22 protein-coding genes and 1 pseudogene are annotated in these 25,114 nt (G+C 68.6%); 8 read left to right on the top strand and 15 right to left on the bottom strand.

What is annotated here, in order from left to right; all coding sequences use genetic code 11:
* Window positions 1-29 precede the first annotated feature (29 nt).
* Complete coding sequence (locus tag MSPGM_RS15025; RefSeq protein WP_003599280.1) at window positions 30-827, top strand: YdcF family protein; 798 nt, start codon at window positions 30-32, stop codon at window positions 825-827.
* A 7-nt stretch (window positions 828-834) separates the two neighbouring features.
* On the opposite strand, the gene MSPGM_RS15020 is transcribed toward MSPGM_RS15025, so the two are convergent.
* From MSPGM_RS15020 to MSPGM_RS14990, 7 genes are all read right to left on the bottom strand, one after another.
* Window positions 835-1,098, bottom strand: a complete 264-nt coding sequence (locus MSPGM_RS15020) for a DUF3253 domain-containing protein (RefSeq protein WP_003599281.1) — start codon at window positions 1,096-1,098, stop codon at window positions 835-837.
* A complete protein-coding gene (locus tag MSPGM_RS15015) occupies window positions 1,088-1,801 on the bottom strand; it encodes a DUF599 domain-containing protein (protein WP_003599282.1) in 714 nt (237 codons plus the stop codon). Before MSPGM_RS15015 ends, MSPGM_RS15020 begins: the two co-directional genes overlap by 11 nt.
* 101 nt (window positions 1,802-1,902) lie before the next feature.
* A complete protein-coding gene (locus MSPGM_RS15010; RefSeq protein ID WP_003599283.1) occupies window positions 1,903-2,187 on the bottom strand; it encodes an acylphosphatase in 285 nt (94 codons plus the stop codon).
* 273 nt (window positions 2,188-2,460) lie between these two features.
* The gene (locus MSPGM_RS15005; protein WP_003599285.1) at window positions 2,461-2,892 is read right to left on the bottom strand and encodes a gamma-glutamylcyclotransferase family protein; all 432 of its coding nucleotides are present in this window, start codon (window positions 2,890-2,892) and stop codon (window positions 2,461-2,463) included.
* 188 nt (window positions 2,893-3,080) lie between these two features.
* A complete protein-coding gene (locus MSPGM_RS15000; protein WP_003599287.1) occupies window positions 3,081-5,084 on the bottom strand; it encodes an acetyl/propionyl/methylcrotonyl-CoA carboxylase subunit alpha in 2,004 nt (667 codons plus the stop codon).
* A 227-nt stretch (window positions 5,085-5,311) separates the two neighbouring features.
* Window positions 5,312-5,770: a hypothetical protein gene (locus MSPGM_RS14995; RefSeq protein WP_012753213.1), complete on the bottom strand. Its 459-nt coding sequence runs from the start codon at window positions 5,768-5,770 to the stop codon at window positions 5,312-5,314.
* A 172-nt stretch (window positions 5,771-5,942) separates the two neighbouring features.
* A complete protein-coding gene (locus MSPGM_RS14990; RefSeq protein WP_261925691.1) occupies window positions 5,943-6,578 on the bottom strand; it encodes a L,D-transpeptidase in 636 nt (211 codons plus the stop codon).
* 300 nt (window positions 6,579-6,878) lie between these two features.
* On the opposite strand from MSPGM_RS14990, the gene MSPGM_RS14985 reads away from it, so the two are divergent.
* Window positions 6,879-7,808, top strand: coding sequence for a histone deacetylase family protein (locus tag MSPGM_RS14985; protein ID WP_043707076.1), 930 nt, complete (start codon window positions 6,879-6,881; stop codon window positions 7,806-7,808).
* Window positions 7,809-7,951: 143 nt separating this feature from the next.
* On the opposite strand, the pseudogene ribB reads toward MSPGM_RS14985, so the two are convergent.
* Window positions 7,952-9,030 (bottom strand): annotated as a pseudogene (gene ribB, locus MSPGM_RS14980) (3,4-dihydroxy-2-butanone-4-phosphate synthase).
* A 128-nt stretch (window positions 9,031-9,158) separates the two neighbouring features.
* Window positions 9,159-10,259 carry a chorismate synthase gene (gene aroC / locus MSPGM_RS14975; protein WP_003599300.1) on the bottom strand — a complete coding sequence of 367 codons (1,101 nt, stop codon included), beginning with the start codon at window positions 10,257-10,259 and terminating at the stop codon, window positions 9,159-9,161.
* 121 nt (window positions 10,260-10,380) lie between these two features.
* Between aroC and MSPGM_RS14970 the strand changes: the two genes are divergently transcribed.
* Both MSPGM_RS14970 and MSPGM_RS14965 read left to right on the top strand, forming a co-directional pair.
* A complete protein-coding gene (locus MSPGM_RS14970) occupies window positions 10,381-10,683 on the top strand; it encodes a type II toxin-antitoxin system RelE/ParE family toxin (RefSeq protein WP_003599302.1) in 303 nt (100 codons plus the stop codon).
* Window positions 10,680-10,973 carry an addiction module antidote protein gene (locus MSPGM_RS14965; RefSeq protein ID WP_003599304.1) on the top strand — a complete coding sequence of 98 codons (294 nt, stop codon included), beginning with the start codon at window positions 10,680-10,682 and terminating at the stop codon, window positions 10,971-10,973. Before MSPGM_RS14970 ends, MSPGM_RS14965 begins: the two co-directional genes overlap by 4 nt.
* Here MSPGM_RS14965 and MSPGM_RS14960 read toward each other — a convergent pair.
* Together MSPGM_RS14960 and MSPGM_RS14955 are read right to left on the bottom strand one after the other, a co-directional pair.
* Window positions 10,967-11,590 (bottom strand): DUF3578 domain-containing protein, encoded by a 624-nt coding sequence (locus MSPGM_RS14960; protein WP_003599306.1) that lies wholly within the window; start codon window positions 11,588-11,590, stop codon window positions 10,967-10,969. The genes MSPGM_RS14965 and MSPGM_RS14960 overlap by 7 nt on opposite strands.
* Before the next feature lie 9 nt (window positions 11,591-11,599).
* A complete protein-coding gene (locus tag MSPGM_RS14955) occupies window positions 11,600-12,733 on the bottom strand; it encodes an anhydro-N-acetylmuramic acid kinase (protein WP_003599307.1) in 1,134 nt (377 codons plus the stop codon).
* Between the two features lie 140 nt (window positions 12,734-12,873).
* On the opposite strand from MSPGM_RS14955, the gene tyrS reads away from it, so the two are divergent.
* Window positions 12,874-14,145 carry a tyrosine--tRNA ligase gene (gene tyrS / locus MSPGM_RS14950; RefSeq protein ID WP_003599308.1) on the top strand — a complete coding sequence of 424 codons (1,272 nt, stop codon included), beginning with the start codon at window positions 12,874-12,876 and terminating at the stop codon, window positions 14,143-14,145.
* 59 nt (window positions 14,146-14,204) lie between these two features.
* Here the strand turns inward: tyrS and MSPGM_RS14945 are convergent, their stop codons facing one another.
* Both MSPGM_RS14945 and MSPGM_RS14940 read right to left on the bottom strand, forming a co-directional pair.
* Window positions 14,205-15,281 carry a fatty acid desaturase gene (locus tag MSPGM_RS14945; protein WP_003599309.1) on the bottom strand — a complete coding sequence of 359 codons (1,077 nt, stop codon included), beginning with the start codon at window positions 15,279-15,281 and terminating at the stop codon, window positions 14,205-14,207.
* A 597-nt stretch (window positions 15,282-15,878) separates the two neighbouring features.
* The gene (locus MSPGM_RS14940) at window positions 15,879-19,334 is read right to left on the bottom strand and encodes an AsmA-like C-terminal region-containing protein (RefSeq protein WP_012753208.1); all 3,456 of its coding nucleotides are present in this window, start codon (window positions 19,332-19,334) and stop codon (window positions 15,879-15,881) included.
* A 149-nt stretch (window positions 19,335-19,483) separates the two neighbouring features.
* Between MSPGM_RS14940 and MSPGM_RS14935 the strand changes: the two genes are divergently transcribed.
* Both MSPGM_RS14935 and MSPGM_RS14930 read left to right on the top strand, forming a co-directional pair.
* On the top strand, window positions 19,484-19,951 hold the full coding sequence (locus tag MSPGM_RS14935; protein WP_003599311.1) for a peroxiredoxin: 468 nt from the start codon (window positions 19,484-19,486) through the stop codon (window positions 19,949-19,951).
* Between the two features lie 174 nt (window positions 19,952-20,125).
* Window positions 20,126-21,304, top strand: coding sequence for a M23 family metallopeptidase (locus tag MSPGM_RS14930; RefSeq protein ID WP_003599312.1), 1,179 nt, complete (start codon window positions 20,126-20,128; stop codon window positions 21,302-21,304).
* A gap of 144 nt (window positions 21,305-21,448) precedes the next feature.
* On the opposite strand, the gene prfB is transcribed toward MSPGM_RS14930, so the two are convergent.
* Window positions 21,449-22,577 (bottom strand): peptide chain release factor 2 gene (gene prfB / locus MSPGM_RS14925; RefSeq protein WP_003599313.1). Its coding sequence is split into 2 segments (ribosomal slippage): window positions 21,449-22,507 and window positions 22,509-22,577, totalling 1,128 coding nucleotides; the frame shifts between segments, so codons are not numbered across the junction.
* On the opposite strand from prfB, the gene MSPGM_RS14920 reads away from it, so the two are divergent.
* Entirely contained in the window at window positions 22,540-23,148 is a 609-nt protein-coding gene (locus tag MSPGM_RS14920; RefSeq protein ID WP_315974076.1) for a DUF2809 domain-containing protein, read from the top strand. The genes prfB and MSPGM_RS14920 overlap by 38 nt on opposite strands.
* A 145-nt stretch (window positions 23,149-23,293) precedes the next feature.
* On the opposite strand, the gene MSPGM_RS14915 is transcribed toward MSPGM_RS14920, so the two are convergent.
* Entirely contained in the window at window positions 23,294-24,997 is a 1,704-nt protein-coding gene (locus MSPGM_RS14915; RefSeq protein ID WP_043707074.1) for a lysine--tRNA ligase, read from the bottom strand.
* Window positions 24,998-25,114: the final 117 nt, after the last annotated feature.

Here is a 25,114-nt window from a genome sequence, read left to right as displayed (position 1 = left end):
CCGTGTCGAACCCCGGACGAAAGAAGACGATGTTCTTCCCGCTCTCGAAGCTGATCTTCTTCGTCCTCACGCCGTCGAACTTCCTGATCCTGCTTGGGCTCCTCGGCTGCCTCCTGCTCTTCACCGAGGCCGGCCGCGGGATCGGACGGGTTCTCACGGTCGCCAGCTTCGTCGGGCTCCTCTTCGGCGGGCTCTCGCCGCTCTCGGCCTGGACGCTGGCGCCGCTGGAGAACCGGTTTCCGAACTTCATCGATGACGGCACGCCCGTCACCGGCATCGTCGTGCTCGGCGGGACGGTCGAGGCCGATACCTCGATCGGCCGTGACCAGATCACCGTCAACGAAGCGGGCGAGCGGGCCATCGCCCTGGCCGACCTCGCCCGGCGCTACCCGCAGGCGCGTCTCGTCTTCTCCGGTGGCGCCGGCAGCACGCGCGAGGACGCGGTCTCGGAGGCCGAGATCGTCAGCCGTTACGCCGACACGCTCGGCGTGCCGCGCAACCGGCTGATCCTGGAACAGCAATCCCGCAACACCCACGAGAACGCGGTGTTCTCCGCGCGGATGGTGCAGCCGAAGCCCGGCGAGCGCTGGCTCCTCGTCACCTCCGCCTGGCACATGCCGCGCTCGATGGGCTGCTTCCGCAAGGCCGGGTTCGACGTCACCGCCTATCCCGTCGATTACCGCACCAACTGGCCGCGAGACGCCTACCGCCTCGCCAGCTTCGCCTCCACCGGTCTGGGGGAACTCGATATCGGCGTGAAGGAGTGGATCGGGATGATCGCCTACCGGCTCACCGGCTACACCGACGCGGTGATGCCGGCGCCGTGAACCGCCGTCACGCCCGCGGCAGGCTCAAGCGATAGATCCCGCGGAAATCGTCTGGATCCTCCACCGGCTTGCCCTTGCGCAGGATCTGCACCCGGCCCGCCTTCGTCAGCCGCACGGCGACGCGGCGGACCGGCTGCATCAGCGGGCTCCAGCCATCCGGATGCGGGCCGCCGAGCGCGCGGGCGATCTCGGAGGGGCAGCAGGTCTTGTCCGCTCCGCGCTCGCTCACGAGCCGCAGCATCGTCTCTTCGATCGCGGCTTCATCGGCCATTTGGGTCTTCCTCGGCGAGCAGAAAGGCACGGATCCGCGAGGAGAACTGGCGCCGCCACATCACCCAGACCACGCTGGCGGTGGCGAGCATCATCACCGGCGCGCTCACGAACCAGCCGAGATAGGCCAGCGCGAACAGGAAAGCACGCTGGCCTTTGGCGAAATGCGAACCCGCCGCCACGTTCATCGCGCCGGCCCGCTCGGCAGCGCGGAGCATCACCGCCTCTGAGGCGCCCGAGCCCTTGGGCGGCACCGCGCCGATCAGGATCGCGCCGTAATTGAACAGCCGGTAGGCCCAGGCGAATTTGAAGAAGGCATAGACGAACACCACGGCGAGCCCGGCGACCTTGATCTCCCAGGTCTGGCGGGTCGTCCCCGCGCCGAAGGGCAGCGCGGAGAACAGGTTGAGCACGTCGTCGCCCGAGCGCGAGAGCGTCAGCACCGAACCAAGTGCGATCAGCGAGGTCGAGGCGAAGAAGGCGGTGCCGTTCTGGAGGGAGGCGTTGATCGTCGTATCCACCACACGGTTGTCGCGGGTGATCATCTGGACAGCCCATTTGTGCCGCTGCCGATTCATGATCTGGCTGAGGCTCAGCCGGTCGCCCCGTCGCCGCTGCACGGCAAAGCTGTAGCCGGCCCAGGACGCCACGAAGAAGAGGAGCGCCGCGAAGTCGAGCGGGGAAAAGGCGTGGAGGTCCCACATGGTCAGGGCGTCGTCATCGCGGTGTCGTCTCGCCGGTCCGGGTGGGCGTGCTGCCCCGGCGGCTACAGGCCAGCGGCCCGGCCGGCAAGCCCTCGACCTGTCTAGGCGCGGATGTTGAAACCCGCGCCCGGAGCGGGCTCGGCCTCCTCGCTCACCTCGATGCCGTCGACGCGCGCCGCGAACGGACCGCGCCGGCAGGCGGCGAGCAGCGCATCGACGGCCTCGGCGGGGCCCGAGAACAAAGCTTCGACGGTGCGGTCGGGCAAGTTGCGGACCCAGCCCGCGACGCCGTGCCGGTCCGCCTGCTTCTTGGTCCAGGCGCGATAGGACACGCCCTGCACGCGGCCGCGGATCACGACGCGGATGGTCTTGCCGTCGGTGCTCACGATGGAGGGGACTCCCGTTTCCGTGCCGGAGCCGGGAGCCTCGCGCTTCCGGCTAGCGGGTGGCCATGGCGGCGGAGGCCGACGCGGCCTCGGTGCGGCGCGCGGCTGCCGCCTGCGGACGGTCGGTGAGATACCACGCCGGCGAGATGAAGAGCACGTCGCCGCCGACGTTGCCGAAGCAGCGCGGCGGAGAGCGGGCTGCCGAGGAAGCTCCAGCCGAAATCTGCGCAGTTCAAGTGCCAGGGGGCGCTTCGGCCGTGCGCGTCGCGCGGGTCAGGCCGGAGTGCGGCGCTGCCAGCCGCGGATTTCCTGCAGATAGGGCCCCGGCAGTTGGGCCGCCTGCCCCGCCGCGAGCACGGCTTCGAGATAGCCCGGCCGCGGCAGGCCGCCGGCTCCGCTGCGGCCGAGATAGATTAGGGCGCGTTTCGTGCCGCCATCGGTGACGATCGGCTGATAGGCCTTCACGTAGAGGCCGCCGGCTACACCCTCGTAGCGGTCGAGGGCCGGCACGTCGGAGAGCGCCAGTTCCCACAGCACGCCCCAGACCGTGGCGCCCGGCGCGCGCACCACGGAAGCCCAGCCCTCCCGCATGATGATGAAGCGGTGCCGCGGCAGGCGACCGCGCCCGATCAGCTGCGAGGCCGGGCAGCGCTGGGCCATGGCGGCGGCGTCCATGTTGGCGCCGTAGGCGAAGTAGAGGGGCATATCTTCGGGGCGGATGGAGGGGCGTGCCCGCGCTCCGGCGGATGCGGTCGAAGACCGAGGTTATCCGCCCCCGATCCTCGTCGTGCGTCTCCAGCCCGGACGTTCGGCAGAGGGAGAGCGGTCGTGCAGATCGCGAAATCGTCGCGCTGCCCGACCGCTTCGCTCGCGCCGGCAGGCGCGTCCTGCGATCAGGCGAATTCCAGGATCACGGCATCGACGGCGAGGCTGTCGCCTTCCTTGGCGGCGATCTTGGAGATGGTGCCGTCGCGTTCGGCGCGCAGCACGTTCTCCATCTTCATCGCCTCGACGATGGCCAGCGGCTCGCCGTTCTTCACCTCCTGGCCCTCGCTGACCATGATCTGCTTGACCAGGCCGGGCATCGGGCAAAGGAGCTGCTTGCCGGAGCCGGCATTCTCCTTGACCGGCATCAGGTCGGCGAGTTCGGCCTCGCGGCGGGTGAACACCCGCGCTTCCGCCGCCGCGCCCGCATGCTGCAGGAACACACCGTTGAGGAGCGGACGCACCTGGATCGCGACCGACTGATCTCCGACCGTACCGCTCCAGACCGGCGCACCGGGGCGCCACGCGCTGCGCACCGGGGCTGTCGTACCGTCGTCGAAGGTGACGAGGAGGTCGTCGCCGTCAGGATCGACGGTGACGTTGAAGCGCTGGCCGGAGAGCACCACCACGCGCTCGCGCTGGAAGGTCAGCAGGCTCGGGTCGCGCATCTGGCCGGAGATGCCGCGCTTGCGGATGTTGAGCTTGTGATCGATCGCCGCCGCCACCGCCGCGAGCCGATGAGCGACCGGCCCCTCGGGCTCGGGTGCGATGAAGCCTTCGGGGAACTCTTCCTTGATGAAGCCCGTCGAGAGCCGGCCGTCGCGCCAGCGGGGATGGGCCATCAGGGTGGCGAGGAAGGGGATGTTGTGGCGGATGCCCTCGATGGCGAAGGCGTCGAGCGCGGTCGCCTGCGCTTCGATGGCTTCCAACCGGGTCGGCGCCCAGGTTACGAGCTTGGCAATCATCGGATCGTAGTGGATCGCGATCTCGCCGCCCTCCTCCACGCCGGTATCGTTGCGCACGATCGCCCCGCCGAGCGGGCCCTCCTCCGGCGGCTGGTAGGTAGTCAGCCGACCGATCGAGGGCAGGAAGTTGCGGGTCGGATCCTCGGCATAGACGCGGCTCTCGACCGCCCAGCCGTCGAGCTTCACCTGATCCTGCGACAGCGGCAGCTTCTCGCCGGCGGCCACCCGGATCATCAGCTCGACGAGGTCGAGCCCGGTGATCATCTCGGTGACCGGGTGCTCCACCTGCAGGCGGGTGTTCATTTCGAGGAAGTAGAACGACTTGTCCTGGCCGGCGACGAACTCGACGGTGCCGGCGGAGTCGTAATTCACGGCCTTGGCGAGCGCGACCGCCTGCTCGCCCATCTTGCGGCGCGTCTCTTCGTCGAGGAGCGGCGACGGCGCCTCCTCGATGACCTTCTGGTTGCGGCGCTGGATCGAGCACTCGCGCTCACCGAGATAGATCACGTTGCCGTGCTTATCGCCGATCACCTGGATCTCGATGTGGCGCGGGTCGGTGATGAACTTTTCCACGAAGACGCGGTCGTCGCCGAAGGAGGACGAGGCCTCGGACTTGGCGCGGGCGAAGCCCTCGGCGACCTCATCGGCCGATTCGGCGATGCGCATACCCTTGCCGCCGCCGCCCGCCGACGCCTTGATCATCACCGGATAGCCGATCTCATCGGCGATCGTCACGGCGTGCTCGGGGCTCTCGATCACGCCGAGGAAGCCCGGCACCGTCGAGACCTCGGCCGCGGCCGCGGCCTTCTTCGATTCGATCTTGTCGCCCATGGCGGCGATGGCACCCGGATTGGGGCCGATAAAGACGATGCCCGCTTCCGCCAGCGCCTTGGGGAAGGACTCGCGCTCGGAAAGGAAGCCGTAGCCCGGATGGACCGCTTGGGCGCCGGTCTGCTTGCAGGCGTCGATGATCTTTTCGATCAGAAGGTAGGACTGCGCAGCGGGCGCCGGGCCGATATGCACCGCCTCGTCGGCCATCGCGACGTGGACCGCATCACGGTCGGCGTCCGAATAGACCGCCACCGTCTTGATGCCCATTTTCTGGGCCGTCTTGATGATACGGCAGGCGATTTCGCCCCGGTTGGCAATCAGGATCTTATCGAACATCGCAGCCGCTTCTTGAGGGTGACTGTCCCGACCTGCCCCTCCCGAAGGCAAGCCCGAACGCATCCCGATAAAGCACTTATGCGAGAGACGGAAGCTGTGCTGCACTCCCCAAAAGGCCAGCTTCGGTGAAATCCGATTGAAGGGCCGTCAATTCGAATTTCGATGGGGCTCGGATGCTAGCCGCGGGGCCGATGCCGTCGGCGCATCTGGGGTCAAAACTGAATTCATCATGCAGCGCAGGGCATGCGACCGGTGCTGCACGCGGCGGCCTTGGCGATTGCGCTCTTCGTCGTCGCGCTCTTGGCCTTGAGGGCGAAGGCGATCAGCGTCTCGTCGCTGGTCTCGGCCTCGCGCACGATCTCCATGGCGATGCGGCTTCCGAGCGCGGTCGGGCCCTTGCGGCCGGCGATGGAGGCGGAGAGCCACGCGGACATCTCGCGGGTGATGATGCCGGTGGGGCGCTCGCCGTAGACGGCGAAGTTCACGACTTCCACCGTGACGAAGGTGGAGAAGCCTTCGTGGGTGTCGGCGACGGCGCGGTCGAGCGCCAGCAGCAGGTCGGCCTCTTCGCGGCCCATGATGCCGTCGGGGAGGATGTCGCGGGCGAGTTCGCGGACGTCGTCCTGGTTCAGGCTGCCGGCGTCGACGATGCGGGTGCAGAACAGTTCAAGCGCAGTGTTGGTCATGGTCTGGTGCCTTTCGAGCTCGTTGTTGCCGGTGTTCGTCCGTGTCTGTGCTGACATTACGGACCGACAACGCTCGAAGAGGTTAATGGCCAAATCTGAACCCGTGTTCAGGTAAACGGCTGCTCACGATTGAGCCTTTCGAAAAGCTTGCTTGTCCGAAGTAAGACTCTCTTCAGCGAACCACGACCTTCGTCCCGACCGGCACGCGCTCGTAGAGGTCCATCACGTCCTCGTTGAGCATGCGGATGCAGCCCGAGGAGACCGCCTGCCCGATCGTCTCCGGCTCGTTGGTGCCGTGGATGCGGTAGAGCGTGTCCTTGCGGTTCTGTGCGAGATAGAGCGCGCGGGCGCCGATCGGGCTGAACGGGCCGCCTTCCAGGCGCGACGGCAGATCGGGGTGGCGGCCGATCATGTCCGGGGCCGGGTTCCAGTCCGGCCATTCGAGCTTGCGGTCGATCTCGGCCCGGCCGGTCCATGCAAGACCCGCCCGCCCCACCGAGACGGGGTAGCGCATCGCCTTGCCGCCGGGCTGCACGAGGTAGAGCCGCCGCTCGGCCGTCTCGACGAGGGTGCCCACAGGCTCCCGGGTCGCGAAATCGACGGTGGCGCGGGCCAGGGCCGGATCGAGGGCCGCTTTCGGCGCGAGCTTCATCCAGGACGCATCGCGCTCCGGCCCCGGCGGCAGCGGTGGAACGGCGGGCAATTCGGCGACGATGGGGATGGGTTGTGCAACCTGCGCCGTCTGTGACTGGCAGGCCGCCAGCGGCGTGAGGTCCACGAGAAGCGCGAGGGCGGGCGAAGAGCGCATGATGGGTGGCCGGTCGTTCGAAGAAAACCACCGCAGGTTGAAGGCGCGTTTGTGGCCAAGCTTGGACCGCGATACGGCCGGTTGTGGACGAGATCGATCCGAGCCCCTGTCTTGGTTTGCGTTGTTGCGCGGGGGCGCCAAGATCGACAAGTTCGAGAAAACAAGAGCGGTGGCAGGTCCGGCGCAAGATCGGGCGCACCGCATCGGCAACAACACGCTCGCCCGGCTTTGGCAGGGCGGCACGTGACGAGGCGGGGCGCCCAAAAGGCATCACCGTCTCGGGCACCGGGAGAAACGGCCCTGAGCACCCTCTACGTCACCCATCCGAGCGCGGTCGAACACGTGGTCCCGACCGGCCATCCAGAGCGGCCGGCCCGCATGCAGGCGGTCGAGCGCGCCCTCGAGGACGAACGCTTCGCCGCCCTGGTGCGCTGCCACGCCCCGAAGGCGGAGGCTTCGGTCGCCGAACTCGTCCACCCGGCGTCCTACGTCGAGACCATCGTCGCGGCCTCGCCCGACGAGGGCTTCTTTCAGATCGACGGCGATACGCTGATGTCGCCGGGCTCGCTCAACACCTGCCTGCACGCCATCGGCGGGTCGAACCACGCCGTCGATGCGGTGATGAAGGGCGAGTGCGCCAACGCCTTTGTCGCCATGCGCCCGCCCGGCCACCACGCCGAGCGCGACCGCGCCATGGGCTTCTGCCTGTTCAACCACGCGGCGATTGCCGTGCGCCACGCTCAGAAGGCGTTCGGCGCCACCCGCGTCGCCCTGGTGGATTTCGACGTCCACCACGGCAATGGCTCGCAGGACATCTTCTGGGCCGACAAGACCGTGATGTATGCCTCGACCCACCAAATGCCGCTGTTTCCGGGCTCCGGTGCCACGGGTGAGCGGGGCGACCACGACACCATCGTCAACGCACCGCTCAAGGCGTTCGACGGCAGCGAGTTGTTTCGCGAAGCCTTCGAGGCGCGCATCCTGCCGCGGCTCGACGCCTTCGCGCCTGACCTGATCGTGATCTCGGCGGGGTTCGACGCGCACAAGCTCGATCCGCTGGCCAACATCCAGCTCGACGAGGCGGATTTCGGCTGGGCGACGCGGCGGCTGATGGAGGTCGCCGACCGCCATGCCGGCGGTCGCGTCGTGTCGATCCTGGAAGGCGGCTACAGCCTCGACGGCCTCGCCCGCTCGGTTGCCGCGCATATGGATGCGCTGATGGGGCGGTGACGGGCACCGCCCCGGCCGGATGGCCTACCCCTGCGCCAGGACCAGCGTGATGAGCACGGCGTTGGCGGACAGAGAGGTTCCGGCAACAAGGCTCAGCGCCGGCGGCCGCGCTTGCCCGCAAGGGGCCGCGCGGCCGCCGGTCCTCAGCCCTCCAGCGGCTCGTCGCTGACCAGTTCGATGCCGAAGCCCGACAGGCCGACATAGGAGCGCGACGACGAGGACAGGTTGCGGATCGAGACGACGCCGAGGTCGCGCAGGATCTGCGCGCCTAAGCCCACCTCGCGCCACTGGCGCACGCGCTGCGCCTCGGCGCCCTCTTCCTCCGCGTAGCGGTTGAGCGGCACGCCCGCGGTGCCGTCGCGCAGATAGACGAGGATGCCGCGGCCCTCCTTGGCGAAGCGCCGCATCACGCTCTCGATCTGCCCCCACCCTCGATCACGTCGGCGACGACGTTGGAGCGGTGCAGGCGCACCGGCATATTGCGGCCGTCGCCGATGGCGCCGTGAACGAAGGCGAATTGCTGGATCGGCTCGAACGGCGTGACATAGGCGTAGCCGGTTATCGCGCCGAACTCGGTCTTCACCGGGAAGGTGCCGACCCGCTCGACCAGCCGGTCGCGGGCCTGGCGGTAGGCGATGAGATCCGCCACCGAGACCCGCTTGAGGCTGTGCTGCTCGGAAAAGGCGTCGATCTGCGGCCCCTTCATCACGGTGCCGTCGTCGTTGGCGAGTTCGCAGATCACGCCGACCGGCGGCAGACCCGCGAGCTTGCACAGATCGACCGCGGCTTCCGTATGGCCCGAGCGCATCAGCACGCCGCCATCGCGGGCGATCAACGGGAAGACGTGGCCTGGCCGCACGAAGTCGCCCGCGCCCATATTGCCGTTGGCGAGCGCGCGCACCGTGTTGCAGCGCTGCTCGGCCGAGATGCCGGTGGTGAGGCCGTGGCGAACATCCACCGTCACGGTGAAGGCGGTGCCAAGCGGCGCGTCGTTCGAGGCCACCATCGGGTCGAGATGGAGACGGCGCGCCTCGTCGAGGGTGATCGGCGCGCAGACGATGCCGCAGGTGTTGCGGATGATGAACGCCATCTTCTCCGGCGTGCAGAGCGAGGCGGCGACGACGAGGTCGCCCTCGTTCTCACGATCGTCGTCGTCGGTGACGACCACGATCTGGCCGCGGGCGAAGGCTTCGATGGCCTCGGTGACGCTGCAATGGGGCACGGGCTTCGTCTCGTTCAGCGGTTCGAAAAGAGTCGTTACACCAATCGACGATCCCCCATCCACCGCCTCACCCTGAGGCCGCTTCGCGGCACCTCAGGATGAGGGGTTCGATGGGAGATCGTGCGTTCTCACGGGCGCTCGCCGTTCTGCCCCCGATGGCGAAGAGTGTGGTCGGCCAGCACACAGGCCATCATCGCCTCGGCGACGGGGACGGCGCGGATGCCGACGCAGGGGTCGTGGCGGCCCTTGGTGATGAGATCGATCTCAGCCCCGTCGCGGTTCACGCTCTGGCGCGGGGTCAGGATCGAGGAGGTCGGCTTCACGGCAAACCGGAGAACCACCGGCTCGCCCGACGAGATGCCGCCCAGGATGCCGCCGGCATGGTTGGCGAGGAAGCGCGGGCGGCCGTCATTGCCGGCGCGCATTTCGTCGGCATTGTCCTCGCCGCGGAGGGCTGCGGCGGCGAAGCCGTCGCCGATCTCGACGCCCTTGACCGCGTTGATCGACATCATCGCTGCGGCGAGATCCGCGTCGAGCTTGCCGTAGATCGGTGCGCCGAGCCCGGGCGGCACACCTTCGGCCACCACCTCGATCACCGCGCCGACCGAGGAGCCGTCCTTTCGGATTGCGTCGAGATAAGTCTCGTAGAGCGCCGCCGCCTTCGCGTCGGGGCAGAAGAACGGATTTTGGCCGACCTGCTCCCAGTCCCAGTTCGCGCGGTCGATGGCGTGCGGCCCCATCTGCACCAGAGCAGCGCGGATGGTGATGCCGGGGATGACCTTGCGGGCGACGGCGCCGGCCGCGACCCGCGCGGCGGTCTCGCGAGCGGAGGAGCGTCCGCCGCCGCGATAGTCGCGGATGCCGTACTTGGCGTCGTAGGTGAAGTCGGCGTGGCCGGGGCGGTAGCTGTCGCGGATCTCGGAATAGTCTTTTGAGCGCTGATCGGTGTTCTCGATCATCAGCGCGATCGGCGTGCCGGTGGTGAGCTGCCGCCCGCCGGTGCGGTCGTCGCTGAACACGCCGGACAGGATCTTCACCTGATCCGGCTCGCGCCGCTGCGTGGTGAAGCGCGACTGGCCGGGCTTGCGCCGGTCGAGCTCCGCCTGGATCTCCTCCGCCTCCAGCGCGAGGCCGGGCGGGCACCCGTCCACCACGCAGCCGAGCGCCACCCCGTGGCTCTCGCCGAAGGTGGTGACGCGGAACAGGTGGCCGAAGGTGTTGTGCGACATGGCGCGCGTGCCTTAGCGCGGGATGCGAGGCGGCACAAATTTCGGCCGATTGCCGAGCCACCGAGAAGCCACCTGCGTATCGCGGTGTTGCTGGTTCGTAGCCTATGGACTACATTTCGATATGCCGGACATCATCCGCACCCGAACGTTCGCGGATTGGCTGAAGGGGCTTCGGGACGATCGCGCAAAGGCACGGATCGCGTTGCGGATCGATCGTCTTGCACTCGGCCATGAGGGTGATTCGAAAGCTGTCGGCGGTGGCGTCAGCGAATTGCGGATCGACTACGGACCGGGCTACCGGATCTACTTCACGTATCGTGGCAAGACCCTGGTCGTCCTGCTGTGCGGCGGGGACAAGGCGAGCCAGAAGCGCGACATTTCCCGAGCGAAGACCTTGGCGACGATGCTGGACGGAACGGAATGATGACGGAAACCAGCCCCTACGACTCGGCCGAATTCCTGGAAAGCGATGAGGCGGTTGCCGAATATCTGGCTGCGGCCATCGAAGAAGGAGACGCTGCGCTGTTTCGCCGGGCGCTCGGTGTCGCGGCCCGCGCGCGTGGCATGACTCAGATCGCTCGCGAGACAGGTTTATCGCGGGAAAGCCTCTATCGGGCGTTGTCGGACGACGGCAATCCGAGCCTCGACACGGCTCTGCGCGTCCTCAATGCCTTGAACGTCCGCCTGACGGCATCGGTCGCCTCTCCTCACTGATCGGCTCGGCATTGCGCCGAGACGTTGCCGTCGAGCCCGCCCCGCGCCTTCAGCGCCCGGTACGCGGCGATGCCCGTAGCGAGGTCGGCGCGCAGGCGACGCTCGTCGCCGAGGTCAGCAAGATCGTAGGTCAGGCCGAGGATATGGGCGGCCTCGTAGCCCTCGGGCAATTCGCCCGCGCTGCCGAGGGTGATCGCCGAGACCGGCAGGACATCTGAGAAATCCGAGAGCCGTTCCCGCAGCCGGGCCCCGCTAGCACGCAGGTACTCGCCCGAGCGCGGCCCGTGCTCGCGGATCGCTGCCACGGTTCCTTGCGCGAGCGAGAGATGCACCGCCTCCCGGTGCGCCGGGAACAGGTAGACGAGATAGTAGCCGCGGGTGGCGCTCGTCGCCACGGCGGGGTCGAACACCGCAAGCCACGGCACCGCGGCCCAATGGCTGCCACGGCCGGGGCTGCCCTTGACCAGGAACGGCCCGTCCAGCGGCGCGAGTGCCCGGCGCAGCTCGTCCGGCGCGCCTTTTCGAATCACGTGCGCGAGCGGATGCCCGGCCGGCGGGTCGGTGCGCGCGAGCGGGTATTCCTCGACGATGCGGCGCAGGGCGTGGCCAAGGCTCACGAGAAGGACTCAGGGCTCGGAGACGATCCCACCCGTCACCGGCGCGGCGACGCCCGTGGTTGTCGGGTAGGTCAGCGGCAGGCCCTCCAGCGAGCGAAGCGCGAGGTAGGCGAAGGCTTGGGCCTCCAGAAAATCCGAGGACCAGCCGATCGCGTCGGCGTTTAGGACTTCCGCCGCGAGGAGCCGTTCCAGCATCACCATCAGCGTGCGGTTCCTCGCGCCCCCGCCCCCGACGATCCAGCGGTTCGGGCGCTCGCTGGCGAAGGCGAGGCTGCGGGCGACGGCGTGGGCGGTGAAGGCGGTGAGCGTCGCTGCCCCGTCCTCGACCGTGAGATAGCCGGCGAGCCGATGCGAGAACCAGTTGCGGTCCAGCGATTTCGGCGGCGCGCGCAGGATCAGCGGATGGCCGAGCAGGTTTTCGAGCAGACCTTCATCCACCGTACCGCGGGCGGCGGTGGCGCCCCCCTCATCGAAATCCTGGCCCGTGCGCTCCTTCATCCAGTCGTTGATCGGCCCGTTGCCCGGCCCGGTATCGAAGGCGAGCATGTTGCCGCCGGAATCGATCAGGGTGGCGTTGGCGAGGCCGCCGATATTGAGGATGCCGAGCGGGCCGGCAAAGCCTGCGGCCTCGGCCAGCGCCTTGTGGAACACCGGCACCAGCGGCGCGCCCTGCCCGCCCTGCGCCACGTCGTTGGCGCGCATGTCGGACACGACGCGGATGCCGAGACGCTTGGCCAGAGCCGCACCGTCGCCGATCTGGACCGTGAGGCCGAGCTTCGGCCGGTGAATCACGGTCTGACCGTGGAAGCCGATGACGGCGATATCCTCGGGCCGAAGGTCGTTCTCCGCCAGGAACGCTTCGATCGCCTCGGCATGGGCGCGGGTGACGAAATCTTCCGCCTCCGCAAGGCGTCCCGGCCGGTCGGCGCGCGCCCGCAGCCCTTCCGCGTCACGGGTCGCCTCGCGCAGCAGCACCTTCTCGGCCTCCGCGTAGCCGCGATAACCCGTCGGCCCGAGCGGCGCGACGAGGCCGTTGGCGGATTTGACGAGGCGGATGCGCTCGCCGTCGCTCTCGATCAGCGCCACGTCGATCCCGTCGAGAGACGTGCCGCTCATCAGGCCGATCGCGCGCTTCATCGCCATGGCCGCCCCTGTTCCCCAAAATCCGGGCTCGTGCCTTTCGCGGCCTGCCCTGCTAAGAGCGCGCGCGAGCGCTTCCCCTCGCGGGATAGCATTGCGGCAGCGCCCCTGTCGCGCCGCCAAACCATCCGAGACCGATCACGATGACCGCCGAGAGCTTCGCGCCGAAATCCGACTTCATCCGGGTGCTGCAGGAGCGCGGCTACATCCATCAGGCCTCGGACCTCGCCGGCATCGACGCCCTGGCGGCGGAAGGGGGGCTGACGACCTATACCGGCTACGACTGCACGGCGGCTTCGCTCCATGTCGGCCACCTGCTCTCGATCATGATGCTGCATTGGCTGCAGAAGACCGGCGGCAAGCCGGTCGTTCTGATGGGCGGCGGCACCACCCGCGTCGGCGATCCTTCGGGGCGCGACGAGACGCGTAAGATCCTGACGCTGGAGCAGATCGAGGCCAACAAGGAAGGCATCAAGCAGACGTTTTCGCGCTTCCTCTCCTTCGGTGAGAGCGGAAACGGCGCGGTCATGGTCGACAACGCCGAGTGGCTGACGAAGCTCAACTACATCGAGATGCTGCGCGACATCGGTCGGCACTTCTCGGTCAACCGCATGATGTCGATGGACAGCGTGCGGATGCGGCTTGAGCGCGACCAGGAACTGTCGTTCCTCGAATTCAACTACATGATCCTGCAGTCCTACGACTTCGTCGAGCTGAACCGCCGCTTCGGCACCCGCCTGCAGATGGGCGGGTCCGACCAATGGGGCAACATCGTCAACGGCATCGATCTCGGCCGCCGCATGGGCACGCCGCAGCTCTACGCCCTGACCTGCCCGCTCCTGACCACGTCGTCGGGCGCCAAGATGGGCAAGACCGCGGCCGGTGCCGTCTGGCTCGATGCCGGGATGCTCAGCCCTTACGATTACTGGCAGTTCTGGCGGAACACGGAGGATGCCGATGTCGGCCGCTTCCTCAAGCTGTTCACGCTGCTGCCGCTCCCCGAGATCGAGCGCCTCGCCGCGCTCCAGGGCGCCGAGATCAACGAGGCCAAGACGGTCCTCGCCACGGAAGCGACGGCGCTGATGCATGGCCCGGACGCCGCCGCCGCCGCCGCCGAAACCGCCCGGAAAACCTTCGTCGAGGGTACGCTGGCGCAGTCCCTGCCGACGATTCCCGTGCCGCCCGCGGTGCTCGAGGCGGGCCTCGGCGTGCTCACCGCTTTCGGGCCGGACTACGCCAAGCTCGTCCCTTCGACCAGCGAGGCGCGCCGCCAGATCAAGGGCGGCGGCCTGCGGGTCAACGACGTGCAGGTGAGCGACGAGAAGGCGGTGCTTCGCAAAGAAGACCTGACGGCCGAGGGCGTGATCAAGCTCTCGTTCGGGCGCAAGAAGCACGTGTTGCTGCGGCCGGAATAGCCGATCCGCCCGGCCAGGGGTCCGTACTACGGGCCCCTGATCGATACGCGTCCCGCGCCTCAGGCGGCCTGAAGCCCGCGCACACGGGCGAAGCCGACCATCTTGCGTGCCTCTTCGTCCCAGAGCGCCAGCTTCAGGCAGCGCAGGCTGTCGCGCAGGGTCAAACGGCCCACCCGACCGAGAACCTCGTGGCCGTCGAGGCATTCCTGCAGGCGGTAATTCGGGATGCGGCTGTTGAGGTGGTGGACGTGGTGCAAGCCGACATTGCCGGTGAACCACTGAAGAACCCGCGGCAGCGCGTAGTAGGAACTGCCGCCGAGCGCCACGCGGTGGAAATCCCAGGCGTCGGCCTCCTCCCAGACGGTCTCCTCGTACTGGTGCTGGACATAGAACAGCCAGCCGCCGACCCAGGCGGCGACGGCGATCACCGGCAGGAACACCCAGAGCACCGGCCCGATGCCGCCGACGGCCAGCGCCAGCACCGCAAAGGCCGCAAAGAGCACGGCGTCGAGCGCCAGCACATCGCGCCATGCCGTCCGCCACGGCAGCCCGACGCCGGTGGGCAGGCGCTGCAAGATGAGGAAGTTGATCGGAGAGCCAAGCACAATCAGGATGAGCGGATTGCGGTAGAGGCGGTAGCGCAGCCGGCCCCAGCGCGGCAGCGCGAGGTATTCGCGCACGGTCAAGGTGTGGACGTCGCCCGTGCCGCGGCGGCTGAGATCGCCGGTCGTGGCATGATGCAGAGCATGCGCGCGCTTCCAGCTGTCGTAGGGCGTCACCGTCAGCAGGCTCAGGGCGCGGCCGAGCCCATCGTTGCCCCGGCGTGAAGGCAGGAACGAGCCGTGCCCGCAATCGTGCTGGATGATGAAGAGCCTCACCAGGAGGCCGCCCGCGGGCACCGCCAGCGGCAGGGCGAGAAGGGCGTAGCCGTTCGCCGCCGCGACGAGCATTACCGCGCAGAGGATCAGGTAGGGCAGCAGCGTATCGGCCACCTGCCGAAAGGCCATCCGGGGTATCGGTTCGCGGAACGCGGCGCAGTGTCGGGCCACCTCCCGCGCGAGCTTCGCGTCCTCGGTTCGGGCGTCCTCGTCCGCGAGCGGGCCCTGCGCGGTCGGGTTCAATGGTGCGGCGATCACAGTGACCGGCAATCCTGTTCGTCGAGCGCCTTGCGAGGCGGGATAGGCGTGAAAAGGAGCCGATCGCGTGATGCGACCGGGCCGCTGCGGTCGGTCCCGCTTCCACGGTCCGAACGGTTCGTCGTTGAGGTTCCGGCCAAGCCGGTCCGAGGGTGCGACCCGCTCGGCCCTGCGCCGTGATCTCACGGGGATTGGGACGGAAGGATGACTTTCCCCGTCCTTCGAAGACGCTGCGATGAGCGCCGGACTTGGACGGGGGACTTGGACGCGGGAGCCGTCACCGGTCAGGCCGTTCGAACCGGTTGGTCTTAAGGCCGTATGCGAAAGGCCGATCCTTGAAAAGGCGCGACTTGAAGCACCATCCCACCGCCGATCCGCCCCACGCGGATTTTCGATACGGGCTCTTCGTGGGCTCTGTCGCCTGCGTCATCAGGCTCAACGCACTCACCGAGGGTGCGACGCCGCCGAGCGCTGTTGTGCCGCATCGCGCCCGATCAAAGCCGGCTCTCGGCGCGGTCCGGATGTCGTCCGCTCGAACATCCGCTCCCAAGCCCTGCCAGTCTCTCCCTAGGGACAGGACGGCGGAGTTTCCGAACCCTACCGCTCGGGCCCGCCCGGCCCGGCGCCGTTGGCGAAGGTGTCGCCGCTTCCGGCGCCGAAGAGTTTTCGCAGGAAGCCGGGGGCGACCGCCGAGAGCGGGTTCACGTTGACCGTCGGTTTGGCGATCGGTCCCGAGACGTTGAAGTTCACTGCGAACAGGCCCTCGTTGCTGCCGCCCGCCAGCAGCGGCCCGAACAACGGCACCTGCGCCACCACGTTGTTGAGCCCGTAGAGCGGCACGAAGGTGCCGTCGATCTGCGTGCGCTCCTTGGCCGTGTCGAGCCAGCCGGTTGCGGTGAAGCCCATCGCCGCGTTCGAAATCGCCGCGTCGGAAAAGCTCACCCGCGGGCCGCTGCGGGTGAAGTTCGCGCGCATCTTGTCGAAGCCGACATCGTTGGCGTTCGGGGCCGCGCGCCGTCCGTCCGAGGGCGGTGGGGCCTGGGCGACGATGCTCGACAGGGCGGGCTCGTTGCGCAGGGCAAAGTCCTTGATCTGGACCACGCCGGCCTGCGGGCCGTCGTTGAGGTAGACGTTGAGCGCGAGCCGCCCGCCATACATCCGCTTGTAGATGTCGAGGAAGCGAAGCGTCGCGCCGGAATCGGCGGAGTCGAGGGTCAGCAGCGGCGCGCCGCGCTCGCTCCGGACCACGGCGCTGAGCGGGGAACCGCCGAAACGGCCCTTGAACTGGGCGGCGCGCAGATCACCGCCCTTGAAGCTGGCCTTCAGCGTCGCGTTGGTAAGCGACTCGCCGTTGAAGCCGGAGACGATGTTGGCGGCGACATCCGCCTCGATGTCCTTGCCGGGCTCCTTGCCGCCCTTGTCGTCGCCGCTCGTCATGCCCTTGAGGAAGGGCCGCGCATCGACGACGGCGCCCTTCACCGCGACCTTGTAGGTCGAGCCGGTCCGGTCGAGGCTGACCCGCATGTCGTCGCCCGGCGAGAGCTTGAGCGCGGTCAGGTCCGCACGTTCGAGATTGCCCTCGGCCGAAATCGTGGCGCTGCCGCGGGCAAGCGCGGGGGCGGCGTCGAGGGTGATGTCGCGCAGCTCCATGCCACCGCCCGCCGCCTCCACGAGGGTGAAGCCGAGACGCCCGGCCTTGCCCGCGGGCTTGCTCCAGCCGGGCATCAGACCGTTGATCGAGGCGCGGGTCAGGTCCGCCTCGACCCGGGCCGGCGGCTTGCCGGCGGAGGCGGGGCGCCCCATCGGCAACACGACGCGGGCCGGGATGACCCCGCCGAGCTGCGGTGCGGTCGGCAGGCCGCGCTTGGCCCGGAAGGCGTCGTCGAGGTTCAGGCTCACCACCGCCTCGCCGGGGGCGCCGGGCTTGGGCTGCTTCAGGTCGATGGCGACGGGGGCGCCGAGCAGCCGCCCATCGCCCTTGAGGGCGAAGCCGCTGCGGTCGAAGGAGAGGGTGAAGCGGCCCGCCTCGAAGCGGTCCTTGCCGACCGCCCTGTCCATGCTGAATTCGGTGATCGAGCCGGTGAGCGTCACCGGCATCTCGGCGAGATCGGGCACGTGCTTGAGGTTGATCGGCACGTCGAGGCGCAGGTCCGCCTTGCCCTTCAGCGTGGCCGGATCGATGTCGGCGCCCGTGATTCCCTTGAACATTGGGGTTTCGAGGAGTGCGGCCAGCGAATCGACGGAGCCGGACAGCCGCAGGCCGAGCTGGGCGATGATCTTATCCGGCTGCGGATCGCGGATCAGGAAGGACGCGTCCGAGATCGTCAGGGCCCGCGTGTCGGAGAGGCGGATCTCGGCGGTCGCGTTCTGGATCGTCGTGCTGCGGCCGGTGATCGTGCCGGTGACCCGGCCGTGGCTCAGGGGCGGCGCGTCCTGAGAGATGGTCAGGCCGGCATCCGAGACCGCGAAGGTCACGTTGAGCGCGGCATCCGGCATCGGGTCGCCACGGGTCGCCGCAGCGAGTTCCGGTCCGCTCATGTCGATCTGGATGTCGGCCTGATCGAGGCGTCCACCGCGCAGCTCGTCCACGAGGTAGTTGCGCACGCCCGGCGCGATGTTCTCGGGCCAGAGCCGCATGGCCTTGCGGCCGTCGGTGTTGCTGGCGACGATGTGCAGGGTGATGCCCTCGTCGTCGGCCCGCGTGCCGACCGTCCCGCTCAGGCGGCCGTGCAGGCCGTCACCCGCCAGCGCGATCGACTCGATGTTCACGCCCCCGGCCCGGCCGGTGATCCGCCCGCTGATCTCGCCGATGCGGAAGGACGGGTCGCTGCGGGCGGCGCCGCGCAAGAGCGCATCCTTGCCGGCGAAATCGAGCGTCCAGGCGTCCACGGCATCAGGCGGACCGATGGCGAAGGCGCCGGTCAGGTGCGCGTCGTTGCCGCCGCCCTTGTAGTCGATGGCGGAGATGGCGAGCGCGCGTCGCGCTTCGTCCCAGCTCGCCTCGGCGCGCAGCTCGTCGATGACGACCGGGTTGAAGTCCTTCTCGTCGATGAGGAGCGTGCCGCCGCCGGTCTTCACCTCGGCCTTCATCGTCTCGATGCGGCCGCCCGACAGCGCCACATCGGCTCGGGCTGAGAGCTTGAGGTCGGTCTCCACCGGCATCTTCGAGTGGCCGGACAGCAGCAGCAGATCGGTGATGGGCAGGTCGTCCAGGGTGATGACGCCCGCGCGCCGCCCTTCCCCTGCCTCGTGCACGCGCCCGCCGAAGCGCCACTCGCCGTGGGGCCCGTCGATGCGCAGCTCGAACACCCGCGAATCGTCGCTGGTGCCGCGGCGGAACAGGCCGTTCACCCGTTCGAAGGTGGCCTGATGCCGGGCGTCGTCGACGAGGGTCAGGCGTCCGTTGGTGATCCGCGCCCGATCGAGGGCGCCGATGACGCCGGCCGGATCGAGCACCACGCCGAAGATCGAGGCGACCGCCGCCGAGACCGGCGAGACGGTGCCGCGGGCGGCGTCCACGCTCGGCAGGGTGTGAGGCTTGGCCGCCTCCCCCGCCCCATCCCCCTGCGTCGGTGACGAGGCGGCGAAGGCGATGGAGCCGTCGTCATGGACGAGGGCGGTCATCTCGATGTCGCGGAATTCGATGGAGCGCGGCTGGACCGAGAGGCGCAGCAGGCTCCACGTATCGAGGCTGACCACCGCGAGCGGGGCGCGCACCACCAGCGCGCCCTCTGGGTTGAAGATGTCGAGCCCGCCGACCCGAAGTGCCAGCGAGGATTCGCTGTCGAGTTCGAGCGCAGAGTCGCGCAGCGCCACGCGCCAGCCCGGACCGAAGCGGCCCGCCACCGCCTCGGCGACCTGATGCGTCAGTCCGTCGATGCGCAGCGGCCCCTGCGACAGCCGCAGGGCGACGAGCCCGCCGCCGAGACCGAGCAGGAAGACGAGGAGCAGCGCGCACCAGAGCACCGGCCGCCGGCGACGGCGGCGCGCTTTGCGCGGCGCAGGCGCCTCGACCGCCTCTTGGAGCAGGGTCCTGGCCGTTTCCTGATCCATCACTCGTTCGCTGCTACACCCGTAGGTTCGGGCGAAGGTCGTTTGCCGCGGCGGCTTTCCTCAGGATTCAAGCCACTCCGGCATGGCGTCCCCGGAGGTCTGCGTGCATGGGATCAGGCACACCATCAATCGGCCGAAAGGAAGGCGAAATGCCGCTAGAGACCGGCAATGCCGCGCCCCTGTTCTCGTTACCCGGAGCCGGCGGCGAGACCATCTCTCTCGAGAGCCTGCGTGGTCACAAGATCGTGCTTTATTTCTACCCGAAGGACGATACGAGCGGTTGCACCCTCGAGGCGCAGAACTTCAACGCCCAGAGCGAGGCCTTCGCGGCAGCCGGGGCGAAGGTGGTCGGTGTCTCGCCGGATTCGGTCAAGAGCCACGATAAGTTCAGGGCGAAGTACGGTCTGACCTTCCCGCTCGCCTCCGACGAGGCGAAATCGATGCTGGAAGCTTACGGCGTCTGGGTCGAGAAGAGCATGTATGGACGAAAATACATGGGCGTGGAGCGCACGACCGTGCTGATCGACCGCGAGGGACAAATCGCGCGGGTCTGGCACAAGGTGAAGGTGCCGGGCCATGTCGAGGAAGTTCTGGAAGCTGTCAAAGCCCTGGCCTGAGGACGGATCGCACGCCGGCGTCATTCCGAGAGACGGCCATCGGCTTTCGGGATGATGCGAACTGTTGAACCGGCGCCTCGTGTTTCGATGCGGGCCGCGGATCGCTAACAAACGCTAGGCTTCCTTAACCTTAATCGTCTGTGATCGGGCCCGTCTTCGAACGTCCGACGTGCCATGCCATCGACTGCTCAGGCCCGCCGCAAAGCCGGCCTTTCCCCTCTCTCCCAAAGCCGTCTCGTCCGGGCGCTCGGCCTCGGGCTCGCCGTCTCGACGTTCTGGGCGGCGGCGGCGAGCTACTACCTCGTCTTCCACGACGAGATGCTGGCCCGCTTCGTTTCGCGCCAGAGCGCAATGCAGTTCACCTACGAGGAGCGGATCGGCACCCTTCAACGCGCCCTCGACCGCGCGGCGGCCGAGCGCAACGCGGAGCGCGGCAGTGTGGAGAACCGGCTTTCCGCGCTGACCGAGCGGCAGGCCCTGATCGAGAAGCGCCAGGGGTTGCTCTCCGGTCTGGGTGGGGCCGCCGCGCCGATCGATGATGTGCCGCCGCCTGCCCCGATCCCGGTCGCGGAGCCCGCGGCGCGTGTCCAGAAGCCGTTCCCGACGCCGGAACTGCGCATGGGCGGCGAGGACCGGGCCGAGGCCGCCGGTCGCGCCTCGTCCGCGCGCCTGTCGCGCCTGGAGGATGCGCTCCATCGTGTCGCCGAGGCGCAGTCGCGCGCCGCGGCCGGCATCGCCCTTCAGGCCGGGCGCAGCGCTGAGCGGTTCCGCGACCTGATCGCCCGCACGGGTCTATCACCGGCCCGGTTCGATCCGCCTGCGGGCGGCGTCGGCGGTCCTCTCGTTCCGCTCGGGCCCGATGCCTTCGAGCAGGCGCTGGCCGAGGCCCGGCGTCAGATCGAGGAGGAGACGCATCTGCGCCGGGTGACCGCCGCCCTCCCCTTCCGCCAGCCGCTTCCGGGCGAGCTTGCCTTCACCAGCAGCTTCGGCGCCCGGCTCGATCCGTTCACCCGCGGCTACGCGCTCCATACGGGCGTGGATATGCGCGCCGAGACCGGTGCCCCGGTCCGTGCTACCGCCGCCGGGCGGATCACGGCGGCCGAGTATGCCGGCGGCTACGGCAACATGGTCGAGGTCGATCACGGGCGCGGCCTTGTCACGCGCTACGCGCACCTCTCCGGCACCGCGGTCGCGGTCGGCCAGCGGGTCGAGGCGGGAAGTGTGGTCGGGTTTGCCGGCTCGACCGGCCGCTCCACCGGCAGCCACCTGCATTACGAGACCCGCATCGACGGCGAGCCGGTCGATCCGCAGCGGTTCCTGCGGGCCGGAGCGCAGCTCGTCTTCGCGGATTGAGGCCGGCTGTTCCCTCCCCGCGAGGGGAGGAGACTAGAGCATCGTCCCGAAAGGTGGTTGCCGGCTTTCGGAAAAGATGATGCAAAAACAAGTGCTTAGAGCATCGCCCTGGATCTGATATCCAGGGCGATGCTCTAAGGGGCGTCAGTCGATGTCGGCGACGTCTTCGCTGCCGCCGAACACGCGTTGCGCCAGCGAGGCTTCCATGAACGGGTCGAGATCGCCGTCGAGCACCTCGTCCGGATCGGTCGATTGCGTGCCCGTGCGCAGGTCCTTCACGAGCTGATACGGCTGAAGCACGTAGGATCGGATCTGGTGGCCCCAGCCGATATCGGTCTTCGAGGCCGCCTCGGCGTTGGCCTTTTCCTCGCGCTTCTTCAGCTCGGCCTCGTAGAGGCGGGCGCGCAGCATGTTCCAGGCGGTGGCCCGGTTCTTGTGCTGCGAGCGCTCCTGCTGACAGGCCACGACGATGCCGGTCGGGTTATGCGTGATGCGCACCGCCGAATCGGTCGTGTTGACGTGCTGGCCGCCCGCGCCCGACGACCGGTAGGTGTCGATGCGGCAGTCCGATTCCTTGATCTCGATCTCGATCCGGTCATCGACGACCGGATAGACCCAGACGCTGGCAAAGCTGGTGTGCCGCCGCGCGTTGGAATCGTAGGGCGAGATGCGCACGAGCCGATGCACGCCCGACTCGGTCTTGAGCCAGCCATAGGCGTTGTGGCCCTTGATCAGGAGCGTGGCGCCCTTGATCCCGGCCTCTTCGCCGTCGGTCATCTCGACGATCTCGACCTTGAACTTCCGGCGCTCGGCCCAGCGGGCATACATGCGCTGAAGCATGTTGGCCCAATCCTGGCTCTCGGTGCCGCCCGCGCCGGCATGGACTTCGAGATAGGTGTCGAAGCCGTCGGCCTCGCCCGAGAGCAGGGTCTCGACCTGCCGGCTCGCGGCTTCCTTCTCGACCGCCTTGATCGTGGCCTCGCCCTCGCTGATGGAGGCTTGGTCACCCTCCATCTCGCCGAGTTCGATCAGCGTCGCGCCATCCTCGAGATCGCGTTCGAGCTTCTTGATCGCGGTGACGGCCTCGTCGAGCTCCTGGCGCTCGCGCATGACCTTCTGTGCGGCCTCCGGATCGTTCCAGAGGTCGGGGTTCTCGGAAGCCGCGTTCAGCTCCGCGAGACGTTTATCGACGGTGTCCCAGTCAAAGATGCCTCCTCAGCAGCCCTATAGACTGCTTGGCGGCATCCGAGGCCTGTTCGATCTCGGCGCGCATCTGGTGTGAAACTCGTATGTCGGTGTGGTCCGGGGTGATACCGGGCGCCTCCCGCCCTGTAAACCGCCGCACCGCAATGCCCAGCGTGCGATCCCGCCGCCTCCGCCTCTTCGCCGCGGTCCTTGCCGTGATCGCGGCGGGCGTCGGCGTGCGCTATCTGCCGCTCTGCCTGCCGAGGGAGGTCGTGAAGTATGCGGGCTCCGTCCTGTGGGGCGCGATGGTCTACGGGCTCGTCGCCCTTGCCCGGCCCGCCGCCCCGGTCGCGCGGCTGGCGGCGATCGCTTTGATCGCCGCGGTGCTGGTCGAGCTGTTCCGCCTCGTCCACACCCCGGGGCTCGACGCGTTCCGCTTGACGCTGGCGGGGCAGTTGCTGCTCGGCCGCGTCTTCTCACCGTGGAACGTCGTGGCCTACGCCGCCGGCATCGGGCTGGCGGCGGCGCTCGATCGGAGCACGCGGCGGCCGGACGGGCGGCGGAACGTTGCCGATGCGCTGGCGATGCCGGGCGCCGCGGAGATCGATTTCGAGCCGCCTCGCGCGAAGATCGCTCGCCGACCGGCTGATTTTTCGTGATGTGAGGTGGCGGCGACGAGCCGAGCGGTGTGGCTCAGCCTCCCGACAGGGCCCGCACCACCGCCCGGTTCGGCGTGATCAGGGCAGCGAGGGTGCGGAGGATGCCAGCCGACGCCCGCATCCTCCGCATCGGCCCCACCCCTGCTCAGGCCGCAGCGGCCTTGCGGCTCTCGAGGAAGGCCGCGTGCTCGGCCACCAGCGCGCCGCTCAGCGCCTTCTCGATCAGCGCCCGGGTGCCCGCCACGCCGTAGAGCGCGATGAACGAGCCGAAGCGCGGCCCCTGCGCCTCGCCGAACAGCACGTTGTAGATCGAGGCGAACCACGTCTTCGAGACGCCGGGCCGCCCGTCCGGGCTCTTGGCCTTGCCCGACAGGTCGGGGAAGTGGCGCCGGCCGACTTCGTAGACGATCGCCTGCAGCGCCTCCGGGTCGGTCGAGTCCTCGTGCTCCTTGAGCGTGTCCGAGAGGTCGCGCAGGGCCGCGGCCTCTTCCTCGGTCGGGGCGCGGTACTGCTTCTGCGGCCGCACGAAATCCCGGTAATAGGCGAGCGCCCGCGTCACGAGGCCGGCGAGCCGCGGATGCGTCTCCGGCCCGACATTCGGGGCGTAGCGACGGATGAAGCCCCACAAAACCGCCTCGTCCTCGGCATTGGCCACTGCCACGAGGTTCAAGAGCATGCCGAAGGACAGCGTGGTGCCGGCCTCGTCGATGGTCTCGACGGCCGGCGGTTCGCCCGCATGCAGGTGCCAGACCGGGTTGCCGAGGCGGTGCTTGGCTTCCTGGCCAGCGAAACGGCCGAGGAAGTTGTCGTACTCATCGACGTTGCGCGGAATCACGTCGAAGAACAGGCGCTTGGCCTCGCGCGGCTTGTTGTACATGAACAGGGCGAGCGACTCGGGCGTGGCGTAGGTCAGCCATTCGTCGATGGTCAGGCCGTTGCCCTTCGACTTAGAGATCTTCTGGCCCTTCTCGTCGAGGAAGAGTTCGTAGTTGAACCCCTCCGGCGGCTCGGCGCCGAGCGCGCGGGCGATCTGTCCCGAGAGCTTGACCGAATCGATCAGGTCCTTGCCGGCCATCTCATAATCGACGCCGAGCGCGACCCAGCGCATCGCCCAGTCGGGCTTCCATTGCAGCTTGACGTGGCCGCCGGTCACCGGCGTCTCGTAGGCCTCGTTCGTCGCCGGATCGCGCCAGACGATGGTGCCGGCGGCGGGCCGCACCTCGTCGATCGACACCTGCATGACATGGCCGGTGACGGGGTGGATCGGCAGGAACGGCGAGTAGCTCGCCGAGCGCTCGGCCCGCAGCGAGGGCAGCATGATCGCCATCACCGCCTCGTAGCGCTCCAGGACGAGGCGCAGCGTGTCGTCGAAGATGCCCGCCTTGTAGCATTCGGTGGCCGAGCGGAACTCGTAGTCGAAGCCAAAGGCGTCGAGGAAGCGGCGCAGCTCGGCGTTGTTGTGCGCGCCGAAGCTGTCATGCGTGCCGAACGGGTCGGGGACCTGGGTCAGCGGGAGGTTCAGCGCCTCGGCCAGCCGCTCGCGGTTCGGCACGTTGTCCGGGACTTTGCGCAGCCCGTCCATGTCGTCGGAGAAGGCGATCAGCCGGGTCGGCACCGCGTCCTTGGTCAGCACGCGGAAGGCGTGGCGTACCATGGAGGTGCGGGCGACTTCGCCGAAGGTGCCGATATGCGGCAGGCCCGAGGGGCCGTAGCCGGTCTCGAACAGAACCTCGCTCTTGGGCTTGCGCTCCAGCCGCGCCACGAGCTTGCGCGCCTCCTCGAACGGCCAGGCGGCGGCGGAGGCGGCGGCCTCCAGAATGTCGGGGTCGAGGCGGAGGGGCGCGGACATCACAAGCAAGCTTTTCGGGGTCTGGACAAGCGCCGCGCCGGCCATTCGGGCCGGGGCGCAAGAGCGGGCAACCTATGGAGCGAGGGGGCCGGGGTCAACGCAGCCATCCTATGCGAC

The organism is Methylorubrum sp. GM97, from assembly GCF_024347855.1.
Classification (GTDB): domain Bacteria; phylum Pseudomonadota; class Alphaproteobacteria; order Rhizobiales; family Beijerinckiaceae; genus Methylobacterium; species Methylobacterium extorquens.
This window is presented reverse-complemented; position numbering and strand designations above follow the sequence as displayed.